The organism is Mycobacterium sp. E1715, from assembly GCF_001667625.1.
GTDB lineage: Bacteria > Actinomycetota > Actinomycetes > Mycobacteriales > Mycobacteriaceae > Mycobacterium.
Window position 1 is genome coordinate 1 of the sequence record NZ_LZJJ01000164.1, and the last position, 11,922, is coordinate 11,922.

The 11,922-nt window shown below is 69.5% G+C and carries 12 protein-coding genes and 2 pseudogenes; 5 read left to right on the top strand and 9 right to left on the bottom strand.

Annotation, left to right across the window (positions count from 1 at the left end; genetic code table 11):
- Positions 1-19 precede the first annotated feature (19 nt).
- Positions 20-319, top strand: a pseudogene (locus A9X03_RS28335) (hypothetical protein); the annotation flags it as partial.
- Here A9X03_RS28335 and A9X03_RS09085 read toward each other — a convergent pair.
- Together A9X03_RS09085 and A9X03_RS09090 are read right to left on the bottom strand one after the other, a co-directional pair.
- Positions 278-2,368: pseudogene (locus A9X03_RS09085) on the bottom strand (DEAD/DEAH box helicase); the annotation flags it as partial. The pseudogenes A9X03_RS28335 and A9X03_RS09085 sit on opposite strands and share 42 nt — an antisense overlap.
- A gap of 38 nt (positions 2,369-2,406) precedes the next feature.
- Positions 2,407-3,078 (bottom strand): TetR/AcrR family transcriptional regulator, encoded by a 672-nt coding sequence (locus tag A9X03_RS09090; protein WP_067749339.1) that lies wholly within the window; start codon positions 3,076-3,078, stop codon positions 2,407-2,409.
- Positions 3,079-3,377: 299 nt separating this feature from the next.
- Between A9X03_RS09090 and A9X03_RS09095 the strand changes: the two genes are divergently transcribed.
- The 4 genes from A9X03_RS09095 (at position 3,378) to A9X03_RS09110 (ending at position 5,751) form a co-directional block, all read left to right on the top strand.
- The gene (locus A9X03_RS09095) at positions 3,378-3,761 is read left to right on the top strand and encodes a hypothetical protein (protein WP_067749344.1); all 384 of its coding nucleotides are present in this window, start codon (positions 3,378-3,380) and stop codon (positions 3,759-3,761) included.
- 96 nt (positions 3,762-3,857) lie between these two features.
- The gene (gene usfY / locus A9X03_RS09100) at positions 3,858-4,169 is read left to right on the top strand and encodes a protein UsfY (protein WP_067749347.1); all 312 of its coding nucleotides are present in this window, start codon (positions 3,858-3,860) and stop codon (positions 4,167-4,169) included.
- A gap of 359 nt (positions 4,170-4,528) precedes the next feature.
- Positions 4,529-4,966, top strand: coding sequence for an ATP-binding protein (locus A9X03_RS09105; protein WP_067749350.1), 438 nt, complete (start codon positions 4,529-4,531; stop codon positions 4,964-4,966).
- Entirely contained in the window at positions 4,963-5,751 is a 789-nt protein-coding gene (locus tag A9X03_RS09110; protein WP_067749352.1) for an RNA polymerase sigma factor SigF, read from the top strand. The genes A9X03_RS09105 and A9X03_RS09110 overlap by 4 nt, the downstream gene beginning before the upstream one ends.
- Here A9X03_RS09110 and A9X03_RS09115 read toward each other — a convergent pair.
- The 7 genes from A9X03_RS09115 to A9X03_RS09145 all read right to left on the bottom strand — a co-directional run.
- Complete coding sequence (locus A9X03_RS09115; protein WP_067749355.1) at positions 5,722-6,147, bottom strand: STAS domain-containing protein; 426 nt, start codon at positions 6,145-6,147, stop codon at positions 5,722-5,724. The genes A9X03_RS09110 and A9X03_RS09115 overlap by 30 nt on opposite strands.
- A gap of 175 nt (positions 6,148-6,322) precedes the next feature.
- Entirely contained in the window at positions 6,323-8,116 is a 1,794-nt protein-coding gene (locus tag A9X03_RS09120) for an acetyl/propionyl/methylcrotonyl-CoA carboxylase subunit alpha (RefSeq protein ID WP_067749358.1), read from the bottom strand.
- A 108-nt stretch (positions 8,117-8,224) separates the two neighbouring features.
- A complete protein-coding gene (locus tag A9X03_RS09125) occupies positions 8,225-8,662 on the bottom strand; it encodes a SufE family protein (RefSeq protein WP_067783228.1) in 438 nt (145 codons plus the stop codon).
- The gene (locus A9X03_RS09130) at positions 8,659-9,552 is read right to left on the bottom strand and encodes a sulfurtransferase (RefSeq protein ID WP_067749364.1); all 894 of its coding nucleotides are present in this window, start codon (positions 9,550-9,552) and stop codon (positions 8,659-8,661) included. Before A9X03_RS09130 ends, A9X03_RS09125 begins: the two co-directional genes overlap by 4 nt.
- A gap of 98 nt (positions 9,553-9,650) precedes the next feature.
- Entirely contained in the window at positions 9,651-10,301 is a 651-nt protein-coding gene (locus A9X03_RS09135; protein WP_068260667.1) for a nucleoside triphosphate pyrophosphatase, read from the bottom strand.
- The gene (locus A9X03_RS09140; protein WP_197499119.1) at positions 10,298-10,567 is read right to left on the bottom strand and encodes an acyl-CoA carboxylase subunit epsilon; all 270 of its coding nucleotides are present in this window, start codon (positions 10,565-10,567) and stop codon (positions 10,298-10,300) included. Before A9X03_RS09140 ends, A9X03_RS09135 begins: the two co-directional genes overlap by 4 nt.
- On the bottom strand, positions 10,564-11,922 hold a 1,359-nt coding region (locus A9X03_RS09145; RefSeq protein WP_068260669.1), incomplete at its 5' end, for an acyl-CoA carboxylase subunit beta. The genes A9X03_RS09140 and A9X03_RS09145, both read right to left, overlap by 4 nt.

Below are 11,922 nucleotides of genomic sequence, written 5' to 3' on the forward strand. Positions count from 1 at the left end.
CGGCCCGCTGGCGCTGGCGGTGGGCCGCCGGCTGCGGGAACGCTACGGCCTGGACGAGAAGCCGACCGCCTCCGACGACGGCATCGTGGTGCGGTTGCCGGACATGCTGTCCGACAACGGCGACAACCCGCCCGGCGCCGACCTCTTCGTCTTCGACGCCGACGAGATCGACCCGATCGTCACGGCCGAGGTGGGCGGTTCGGCGCTGTTCGCGTCGCGGTTCCGGGAGTGCGCGGCCCGCGCGCTGCTGTTGCCGCGCCGGCATCCGGGCAAGCGATCGCCGCTGTGGCACCAGCGCCAGCGGGCCGTTCACCCGCAGCCCGTACGGCGAGTGCAGGATCACCCGCCAGTCGCCCAGCTCGTCGCGGAACCGCTCGACCAGCAAGGTGGTGTCGGTGGGCACCACCCCGGCCGCGGTGCGCTGCTCGTCCAGCAGCGCCCACATGTTGTCGGTCGCGTAAGCGTCGAAACCCAGGCCGGCGCACCGGGCGTCGAAGGCGTCGCGGTCCAGTCCCGCCAGCTCGCCGGTGAACGCGCCCAGCGCGGCGCCCAGCTCCGCCGGACGGCCCGCGTCGTCGCCGCGCCAGAACGGCAACCGGGCCGGCTGGCCCGGCGCGGGAATCACCAGCACCCGGTCGTGGGTGATCTCGGTGATCCGCCAGCTGGTGGCGCCCAGCGAGATGACGTCACCGGGCCGGGACTCGTACACCATCTCCTCGTCCAGTTCGCCCACCCGCGACGGCTTCTCCGCCTCGCTGGCGAGGTAGACCGTGAACATGCCGCGATCGGGGATGGCGCCGCCGGAGGTGACGGCCAGCCGCTGCGCGCCGGGCCGCGCGGTCAGCGTGCCGGTGTCGCGGTCGTAGACCAGCCGGGGCCGCAGCTCGGCGAACTCGGTGGACGGGTACTTGCCCGACAGCAGGTCGAGGGTGGCCTCGTACACGCTGCGGGGCAGCGTCGCGAACGGGGCGCTGCGGCGCACCGTGTCGAACCACCGGTCGGCGTCCAGCGGCTCCAGCGCCGCCGCCGCGACCGTCTGCTGCGCGAGGATGTCGAGCGGGTTGGCCGGCACCCGCATCGTCTCGATCTCGCCGGAGAGCATCCGCTGCACCGTCACCGCGCAGCCGATCAGGTCCGTGCGGTGCTTGGGGAACAGCACGCCCTGGGACACCTCGCCGACCTGGTGGCCGGCCCGCCCGATGCGTTGCAGGCCGCTGGCCACCGACGGCGGCGCCTCGACCTGGATCACCAGGTCGACCGCGCCCATGTCGATGCCGAGCTCCAGGCTCGACGTCGCGACCACGGCCTTGAGCAGGCCGCGCTTGAGGTCCTCTTCGACCAGGGCGCGCTGTTCCTTGCTGACCGAGCCGTGGTGGGCGCGCGCCAACAGCGGCTCGGCGCCGTAGGTCTGGCCGCTGCCCATGATGTGGGCGGGTGCCCCGCCCGCCACCTTGGTGTTGGTCTCGCCGGACAGGCCCAGACCGCAGCGTTCGGCGTGAATCTCGTTCAGCCGCGCGGTGAGCCGCTCGGCCAGTCGCCGCGAGTTGGCGAACACGATCGTCGAGTTGTGCGCCTCGATCAGGTCGACCAGCCGCGCCTCGACGTCGGGCCAGATGCTGTTGTTGGCCAGGTTGGCCATGTCGGGCACCGGCACCTGCACCGTCAACTCGACGGTCTTGGCCGCGCGGGGGGCCACGATGGTGGTCGGCTGCTGCCCGGACAGGAACCGGGCGAGCTCCTCGGGCGGGCGCACCGTCGCCGACAGCCCGATGCGCTGCGCTGGCGGCCCCTCCCGCAGTTCGTCGAGCCGCTCCAGCGACAGCGCCAGATGCGCGCCCCGCTTGCCCGCGGCGATGGCGTGGATCTCGTCGACGATCACCGTCTGCACGCCGGCCAGGGTCTCGCGGGCGGCCGAGGTGAGCATCAGGAACAGCGACTCGGGCGTGGTGATCAGCACGTCGGGTGGCCGCGCGATGAGCTGACGGCGTTCGGCGGGCGGGGTGTCGCCGGACCGGACGCCGACGCTGATGGCCGGTGGCGGCAGGCCGTGCCGCTCGGCGATGCGGGTGAGCCCCGCGAGCGGAGTGCGCAGGTTGCGTTCGACGTCGACCGCCAGCGCCTTGAGCGGAGACACGTACAGCACGCGGGTACCGGCCGGGCGCTCGGCCGCGCCGGCGAGCGAATCCAGGGCCCACAGGAATGCCGCGAGCGTCTTGCCGGATCCGGTCGGCGCGATCACCAGCGTGTTGTCGCCGTCGGCGATGGCATCCCAGGCCTCGGCCTGCGCGGCGGTGGGGCCGGCGAACGTGCTGGTGAACCATTCGCGCGTGGTCGCGCTGAACCGGCCTAACGGATCACGGGTGGTCACCTAACCATGGTGCCAAGGCGCACCGACAAGTACGCGGGCTAGCGCGGCTGGATCCGTGCCGTCGCCATCGCGTGGGACAGCTCCTCGGGGATCTCCGGCACCCGGGCGATGGCGTCGAACAGCGAGTGCGCACACGCGTCGGCGAGGCGTTCGGCGTTGATCGTCGGGTCGATGATGCGCTGGCGGCACAGCTCGAAGGTGAACGCCAGCCAGCCGTGGCAGATCACCCGGAGGTCCCGCTCGACGTCGGCTTCCAGCTTCGCCCCGGAGATGTTGGCCACCAGGTCGTGGATGCGGCTCATGATGTGTTCGAGCTGGCGGTTCTTGGCCTCGTCGTCGACGCCCAGCAGAACCGGGTCCGACCGGCCCAGCCCGACGTAGGCCGCCCACGCGGCCTCCGGGTTCTGCTCGTGGTAGGCCATGTAGGCCATGACGCCGACGCGCACCTCTTCGTACATCGTGAGGCCGGTGGCGTCGTCCATGTTGGTGGTCTCGTACAGCCGGTCGGCCTCGTCCTTGACCACCGCGGCGAAGAAGGCCCGCTTGTCGGGGAAGTAGTGATACATCAGCGCACGCGACACCCCGGCGCGCTCGGCGATCTCGTCGATGCGCACCTCGTCGTAGGGTCGCTTTCCGAAGACTTCTGCCCCCAAAGCGAGCAGCTCAGCGCGTCGATCCTCGGGGGATAAGCGCCTTCGGGCTGTCGGCATGTGAGAGATAGTACTCATCGGTTCTGAGACACCAACCATATTGTGACCATCGGGGCTCCGCGCCCTTGGCCAGCGGTATTGCCGGAAAAATTGACGGTATCGTCGACGCTGCCCGCCGCTTGAGCCCGCGCCGGTTTCACCGGGTTTGCCGCGGGGTATCTGTTCCCATGCGCTATCCGCAAAGTGCCAGCGCGATTGCAGCGCCCCGTCGTCGGACATTTGTCATTGCGGAGTAACTATTGCGACGCAGCAAACGATGAATAAGGCGTTGGCCACACAGGGGGATATGAGGGATACGGATGCACAAAGCCGATGAGCGATCGGGTGGCGATCGCTTGGGACAGGAAGACGGCGAAGTGCGCGCCGCCATCCGGTTCGCGGTGCTCGCCGCGATCGCGGCGGTCGGCTTCCTGGTGCTGGCCGCGCTGTGGGTGAGCACCTGCCCGGGCACCGGTGTCGACACGGCGGCCTGCGGTGCCCCGCAGCGGACGTTGCTGGCGCTGGGCGGACCGGCCATCTTGCTGGCGGCCGGGCTGTGGGCCTTCCTGCGCACCTACCGCGTATGGAAGGCGGAGGGCACCTGGTGGGGATGGCACGGCGCCGGGTGGTTTCTCTTCACGCTGATGGTGCTGATGGTGGCCATGGGCGTCGCGCCGATCGCGGGCCCCGCGCTGCCGCTCTGATCGGGTCTCGCCAAAAGCCTTCCCGGGGATCTACCGTTGAGGGTGCAACCCTAATTGAGCTGCGCATGAGTCATAAGTTCTCCACTAGGAGCAGCCATGGGAGACACCTTTCATGACCCCGTCGACCATCTGAGGACCACGCGGCCGCTCGCCGGCGAGTCGTTGATCGACGTGTTGCACTGGCCCGGTTATCTGCTGGTGGTGGCCGGCGTGATCGGGGCGTGCGGAAGCCTGGCGGCCTTCGGCACCGGACACCACCACGAGGGGATGACCGCGGGCGTGCTTGCGATCATCGCCGCGGTCCTGGGGCTGGTGTGGGTGGCCGTCGAGCACCGCCGGATCCGCCGGATCGCGGACCGCTGGTATGCCGAGCACCCCGAGGCATACCGGCAGCGGCCCGCAAGCTGACGGTCTGCCCGCCGGCCGTTCTGGGCAACGCGCCTTTTTGCCAGGAGGCAAATTGCGGGGTTACCGGCCTCGTCGAGTGGGTATCAGGTCTGCACCATGATGAGTGCCGGAACGGTTGCGTTAGCGTGGTCACCCAATCATGGGGACCAGGATCACGGACACGCCGACATAGATGCTTACAGCCAGAAGAACCAATACAGCCAGCGCGATTCCGGCGAGCGCCGCCGCGCGCTCGAACCGCCGTGCCCGATCGGTTCCGGCGGTCTCCGGCGGCGGCCATGACTGATCGGCTCGAGCGTACGGTCCACGGCGGACTAAGGGGTGGTAGTAGTGGTAGTCAACCGTTGCCGGGAGACCAGATGAACGATGCGGGAGTGCGCGCTCACAAGCGCCAGCGCGGTAACCGTGCCGTCGAATTGCACGTTGCGGCGCGCCTGGAGAACCTGGCGATGCTGCGGACGCTGGTCGGTGCGATCGGCACCTTCGAGGACCTGGACTTCGACGCGGTCGCGGACCTGCGGCTCGCGGTCGACGAGGTGTGCACCCGGTTGATCCGCTGCGCCACCCCCGACGCGACCCTGGTCGTGGTGGTCGACCCGCAGGACGAGCAGTTGGTCGTCGAGGCGTCCGCGGCGTGCGACACGCACGACGTGGTGGCGCCCGGCAGCTTCAGCTGGCACGTGCTGACGTCCCTGGCCGACGACGTCCAGACTTTCCACGATGGTCGCGAACCCAACCAAACCGGCAGCGTGTTCGGTATCACGCTGACGGCGCGACGGGCGGCCTCCAGCAGGTGACCCCACCAGCTGCCGGGGGTTCCGTCTCTCGACCGAACGAATACGCCGATGTCCCGGCGATGTTCCGCGAGTTGGCCGATGTCGACCCGGGCTCGATGGAATTTCAGCGCCAGCGGGACAAGATCGTCGAGCGCTGCCTGCCTCTGGCCGATCACATCGCCCGCCGGTTCGAGGGCCGCGGCGAACCGCGCGACGACCTCGTGCAGGTGGCGCGGGTCGGGTTGGTGAACGCGGTGGTCCGGTTCGACGTGGAGGCCGGGTCCGACTTCGTGTCGTTCGCGGTGCCCACGATCATGGGCGAGGTCCGCCGACACTTCCGCGACAACAGCTGGTCGGTGAAGGTGCCCCGGCGCCTGAAGGAACTGCACCTGCGCCTCGGCACCGCCACCGCCGAGCTGTCGCAGCGGCTGGGCCGGGCGCCCACCGCCACGGAGCTCGCCGCCGAACTCGGCATGGACCGCGAGGAGGTCGTCGAGGGCCTGGTGGCGGGCAGCTCGTACAACACCCTGTCCATCGACAGCGGTGGGGGCAGCGAGGAGGACGAGGCCCGCGCGATCGCCGACACCCTGGGCGACGTCGACACCGGTCTGGACCGGATCGAGGATCAGGAGTCGTTGCGGCCCCTGCTCGAGGCGCTGCCGGAGCGGGAGCGAACGGTGTTGGTGCTCAGGTTCTTCGAGTCGATGACGCAGACCCAGATCGCCGAACGGGTGGGCATCTCGCAGATGCACGTGTCCCGGCTGCTGGCCAAGTCGCTAACGCGGCTGCGCGACCAGTTGCAGTAGGGACTCCGGCTCCCCGTCGTCCGCGGATCCCAGCAACGGCTCGGCCGCGGGCGTCGTCACCGGGAGGGTGCCGTCGGGGTCGCAGATGCGCAGCAACCGCGCCACCGCCGCGCTCGGCGCCATCGCCCAATCGGCTTGGGCGCCCGAGCACACGACGTTGATCCGGTGCAGTGCCGAAAAGCCGGCCGTGCCAATGAATTTCAGGCCACGCAGGTCCAGTATCACGCGCTGGGAACTGGCGATGGCGTTTCGCACGTACGCCGCGAGCTGATCCGCGTTGGCGGCGTCGAGCTCGCCGTCCACCGTGATCAGTGTCCCCGACGGGTACCAGCGCGCGGTGAATTGCGCCGCGCGGCTGTGTTGCCAAGATTGGGCCACAGACATTACTGACTCCATCCGTAGAGCAGGATGTGTGCTGCGGAAGACGTCAGGCGTCGATCGAGGCTGAGAACAAGTGAGTTCACCTTCCCGCGCCCTTACGTGATCCGGACGGCTGTGAACTCAACCTGCCCCGAACGGTACCCGCGCCGGACCGGGCCGACAACTGTTTCCCAGGATTATTGTCCGATCGCTATTTGATCTCGGCGAGCACCGTGCCCTGGGTGATGGCGGCGCCCGCCTCGACCGCGAGTCCGGTGATGACGCCGTCCTTGTGCGCGGTGACCGGGTTCTCCATCTTCATCGCCTCGAGGACGACGACCAGGTCGCCGGCGGCGACCTCCTGCCCCTCCTCGACCGCGACCTTGACCACGGTGCCCTGCATCGGCGCGGTCACCGCGTCGCCGGAGGCGGCGGCACCCGAGTGCGCCCCGCGCTTGCGCGGCTTGGGCTTCTTGCGGATGACCCCGGCCGGGTCGGCGGAACCGTTGGACAGCGCCAGGTCGCCGGGCAGCGATACCTCGAGCCGGCGACCGCCCACCTCGACGACCACCGTCTGGCGGGGCCGGGCGTCCTCCTCGTCCAGGGGCTCGCCGCCGGTGAACGGCTCGATGGTGTTGTTCCATTCGGTCTCGATCCAGCGCGTGTGCACCGAGAAGCCGTCGCCGTCGCCGATGAACGCCGGGTCGGACACCACCGCGCGGTGGAACGGGATCACGGTGGCCAGCCCCTCGACGTGGAATTCGTCGAGGGCCCGCCGCGAGCGGGCCAGGGCTTCTTCGCGGGTGGCGCCGTACACGATCAGCTTGGCCAGCATCGAGTCGAACTGGCCGCCGATCACCGATCCGGCTTCGACACCGGAATCCAGCCGGACCCCCGGCCCACTGGGCGTGTCGTACCGGGTGACCGGGCCGGGCGCCGGCAGGAAGCCGCGGCCGGCGTCCTCGCCGTTGATCCGGAACTCGATGGCGTGGCCGCGCGGCGTGGGATCCTCGGTGAGGTCCAGCTTTTCGCCGTTGGCGATCTTGAACTGCTGCAACACCAGGTCGATGCCGGAGGTCTCCTCGGTGACCGGGTGCTCGACCTGCAGGCGGGTGTTGACCTCCAGGAACGAGATCAGGCCGTCCTGGCCGACCAGGTACTCGACCGTGCCGGCGCCGTAGTAGTGCGCCTCCTTGCAGATGCGCTTGGCCGACTCGTGGATCTCCTTGCGCTGCGCGTCGGTGAGGAACGGCGCGGGCGCCTCCTCGACCAGCTTTTGGAAGCGGCGCTGCAGGGAGCAGTCTCGGGTGCCGGCCACGATGACGTTGCCGTGCTGGTCGGCGATCACCTGCGCCTCGACGTGGCGGGGCTTGTCCAGGTAGCGCTCGACGAAGCACTCGCCGCGACCGAAGGCGGCGACGGCCTCGCGCACCGCCGACTCGTACAGGTGCGGGATCTCCTCGATGGTGCGCGCCACCTTCATGCCGCGGCCGCCGCCACCGAAGGCCGCCTTGATGGCGATCGGCACGCCGTACTCCTCGGCGAAGGCCACCACCTCGTCGGCGTCCTTGACCGGGTCCGGGGTGCCCGGCACCAGCGGGGCCTGGGCGCGGGCGGCGATGTGGCGGGCGGTGACCTTGTCACCGAGGTCGCGGATCGACTGGGGGCTCGGGCCGATCCAGATCAGGCCGGCGTCGATGACCGCCTGGGCGAAATCGGCGTTCTCCGAAAGGAACCCGTAGCCGGGGTGGACGGCGTTGGCGCCCGACTTGGCCGCCGCGTCGAGGAGCTTGCCGATGTCCAGGTAGGACTCGGCGGAGGTCTGGCCGCCCAGGGCGAACGCCTCGTCGGCGAGCCGCACGTGCGGCGCGTCGGCATCGGGCTCGGCGTACACCGCCACGCTGGCCAGGCCCGCATCGCGGGCCGCGCGGATCACCCGGACAGCGATCTCGCCGCGGTTGGCGACAAGCACTTTGGAGATCCTCGAGCTGGCGTGACTAGCCACTGCGCCTCCTGTTTGGCAGATCTGAAGCGGACGTGTTTCCGCCTTGGGCTTCTTTAAGAGAGTTTCTTACAACTCCAGGGAAGTCTAAGCGCCGCGCCGTCAGGCCGATCAGGCGGTGCCGGAATTCTGGCCTGACTCGCGCAGCCGCCGCTTGATGCGGGCGAGCATCGCCGACATGCCCCGCAACCGCAGCGGGCTGATCAGCGCGGCCAGGCCCAGGTCGGTGTAGAAATCCTCGGGCACCGCCAGGATGTCGGCGGCGGGTTGCTCGTCGAGTCCGGCCGCGAGGATCGACGCGAACCCGCGCGTGGTGGGCGCCTCGGCGGGGGCGCTGAAGTGCAACCGCACCCGGTCCCGGTCGCTCGCATCGACGTGCAGGAACAGCGGGGTCTGACACTCGGGGACGGGCTCCATGGCCCGCTCCTCGAGTTCGGGCGGCAGGGGTGGCAGGTCGTTGGCGAATTCGAGCAGCAGCGCCAGCTTGTCCTGGCCCTCGACTTCTGCGAAGTCGGACACCACCTCGGCCAGGGGCGCGGGCAGGCTCATCGGACCGGAACGGCCCCCGGCTCTTCGCCGGCGACGATCGGCGTGCGCACGGTGTTGCCCCACTCCGTCCACGATCCGTCGTAGTTGCGCACGCCGGGCTTGCCCAGCAGGTACGTGAGCACGAACCAGGTGTGGCTGGACCGCTCGCCGATGCGGCAGTAGACGACCGTCTTGTCGTCGGGCTCGATGAAGCCGTAGATCTCCTCGAGCTCCTCGCGGCTGCGGAATCGGCCGCTCTCATCGACGGCCTTCGCCCAGGGGATGGACCGGGCGGTGGGGATGTGGCCGCCGCGCAGCACGCCCTCCTCGGGGTATTCGGGCATGTGGGTGCGCTTGCCGGTGTACTCGTCCGGCGAGCGCACGTCGATCAGGGGCTGGCCGCCCAGAATGGCCAGCACGTCGTCCTTGTACGCCCGGATTGGCGCGTCGTTGCGCGTGACGACGGGATAGCCGGAAGAGGTCTTGGTCGGCACGTCCAGGGTGGTCTCCCGGCGCTCGGCCAGCCACAGGTCGCGCCCGCCGTTGAGCAGGCGCACGTCGGAATGGCCGAACAGCGTGAAGACCCACAGCGCGTACGCGGCCCACCAGTTGCTCTTGTCGCCGTAGATCACCACGGTGTCGTCGCGCGAGATCCCTTTGCGGTCCATCAATTCGGCGAACTGCTCGCCGTTGATGTAGTCGCGGACGGTCGGGTCGTTGAGGTCGGTGTGCCAGTCGATCTTGACCGCGCCGGGGATATGGCCGACGTCGTAGAGCAAGACGTCCTCGTCGGATTCGACGATCACCAGGCCGGGGGTGCCCATGTTGGCCGACAGCCAGTCGGCGGTGACCAGCCGTTCGGGGTGGGCGTAGTCCGTCAGGGTCGGGCTTGGATCCGGGGGTAATGCCACAACCCGAGCCTACCGTCAGCGCCGCAAGGGCCCCGAGCGCCATTGGCTGTCGCGACACATGACGTCTGCGACGACACGCCGGCGAGGGCCGCCGTGGTTTATGTCTCGCGGCTTCCGTTGCTCACCGTCCACAGCTGCGCCACCGAGAGCCCGACGCGGGCCAGCAACGACCGCAGCAGCGGCAGGCTCACGCCGATCACGTTCGAAGGGTCGCCCTCGATGCCGTCGACGAACCAGCCGCCCAGCCCGTCGAGGGTGAACCCGCCGGCCACCTGCAGGGGCTCGCCTGCGGCGACGTAGGCCCGCAGGTCCGTATCCGTAGGGGCGGCGAAATGCACTGTGGTGCAAGCGGATTCCACTTCACGATGGGTGATCGCGCCGCCGCTCAGGCGCAGCAGGCAGTGCCCGGTATGCAGCAGGCCGGAGCGGCCGGCCATGCGGCGCCACTGGGCCGTCGCGGCGTCGGCCGAGCCGGGCTTGCCGCACAGCTCTCCGTCGAGGTCCAGCATCGAATCACAGCCGAGGACAACGCAATCGGCGGCGACGTCGCCGTCCAGCGCGCCCGCCACCTGTTCGGCCTTGGCCGCCGCCAGCGCGCACACCACCTCGGCCGGGCCGGCGTCGGGTCCCAGGGCGGCGAGGAGGGCGTCCTCGTCCACCCCGGAGACCACGACCAGCGGATCGATGCCGGCCTGGCGCAGCACCTTGCGGCGGCCCGACGAGGCCGAACCGAGGACCAGGCGGGTCAATGCTTCATGTGTGTCATCTGCTGGAAGGTGAGCCGCTGGTAGTTGGACATCGCGAACCGCAGCCGGTCCACCGGCAGGCCCCAGCGCGTGCGCTCGGGCTCGCCGGGCTCGGGGGCGGGGCCGCCCACGACGCCGAGCGCGGTGACCAGCGCGGCCAGCTCCGCGTCGGTCGGTTGACCCTTGAGGACCTGGATGTGCGGCTCGTGCGGCCCGTGCGTGGTTTCGGTTGTCTCGGAACCGTTTTCGTCGCTCATCTCGTCGCTCACAGCGGGATGTTCCCGTGCTTCTTGGGCGGCAGGTGCGCGATCTTGCGTTCCAGCAGCCGCAGCGCGGTGCCGATGTAGCCGCGCGTGTGCGACGGCGGGATGACCGCGTCGACGTATCCCCGCTCGGCGGCGACGTACGGATTGACCAGGGTGTCCTCGTACTCCTGCTGCAGCTCCAGCCGCAGGACGTCGACGTCCTTGCCCTCCTTGGCCGCCTCGGCCAGCTGCTTGCGGTAGACGAAGCCGACGGCCCCGGAGGCGCCCATCACCGCGATCTGCGCGGTCGGCCAGGCGATGTTGACGTCGCAGCCCATGTCCTTGGAGCCCATGACGCAGTACGCGCCGCCGTAGGCCTTGCGGGTGATGACGGTGATCTTCGGAACGGTGGCCTCGCCGTAGGCGAACAGCAGCTTGGCGCCGCGCCGGATGATGCCGTTGTATTCCTGGCCGGTTCCCGGCAGGAAACCCGGGACGTCCACCAGCATGATGATCGGGATGTTGAAGCAGTCGCAGGTGCGCACGAACCGCGCCGCCTTCTCCGAGGCGTTGATGTCCAGGCAGCCGGCGAACTGGGTGGGCTGGTTGGCCACGATGCCGACCGGCCGGCCCTCGATGCGGCCGAACCCGACGACGATGTTGGTGGCGTAGCCGTTCTGGATCTCCAGGAACTCGTCGTCGTCGAGGATGCGGGTGATCACCTCGTGCATGTCGTAGGGCTGGTTGGCCGAGTCCGGGATCAGCGTGTCCAGCTCGAGGTCCTCCTCGGTGAGGTTGTCCTCGATCGCGCCCTCCGGGATGGGCTCGGCGTAGCGCGGTGCGTCGGTGGCGTTGTTCGGCGGCAGGTAGCTCAGCAGGTCCCGCACCCAGTCGAAGGCGTCCTGCTCGCCGGAGGCGACGTAGTGCAGGGTGCCCGACTTGGCCATGTGGGTATGCGCCCCGCCGAGTTCCTCCATCGTGACGTCCTCGCCGGTGACGGTCTTGATGACGTCCGGCCCGGTGATGAACATCTGGCTGGTCTGGTCGACCATCACCACGAAGTCGGTCAGGGCGGGGGAGTAGACGTGCCCGCCGGCGGCCGCGCCCATGATCAGCGAGATCTGCGGGATCACGCCGGAGGCCAGGATGTTGTTCCGGAAGATCTTGCTGTACAGGCCGAGCGAGACGACGCCCTCCTGGATGCGGGCGCCGGCCCCGTCGTTGATGCCGATCAGCGGGCGGCCGGTCTTGATCGCCAGCTCCTGCACCTTGACGATCTTCTCGCCGTACACCTCGCCCAGGCTGCCGCCGAACACCGTGGCGTCCTGGCTGAAGATGCACACGTCGCGGCCGTCGATGGTGCCGTAACCGGTGATCAC

Bases quoted from the DNA above. Each gene is read 5' to 3' on its own strand.
- A9X03_RS09115 (WP_067749355.1), bottom strand. From the start codon at position 6,147: ATGGAGTCAGTAATGTCTGTGGCCCAATCTTGGCAACACAGCCGCGCG.
- A9X03_RS09105 (WP_067749350.1), top strand. From the start codon at position 4,529: ATGAACGATGCGGGAGTGCGCGCTCACAAGCGCCAGCGCGGTAACCGT.
- usfY (WP_067749347.1), top strand. From the start codon at position 3,858: ATGGGAGACACCTTTCATGACCCCGTCGACCATCTGAGGACCACGCGG.
- A9X03_RS09090 (WP_067749339.1), bottom strand. From the start codon at position 3,078: ATGCCGACAGCCCGAAGGCGCTTATCCCCCGAGGATCGACGCGCTGAG.
- A9X03_RS09095 (WP_067749344.1), top strand. From the start codon at position 3,378: ATGCACAAAGCCGATGAGCGATCGGGTGGCGATCGCTTGGGACAGGAA.
- A9X03_RS09125 (WP_067783228.1), bottom strand. From the start codon at position 8,662: ATGAGCCTGCCCGCGCCCCTGGCCGAGGTGGTGTCCGACTTCGCAGAA.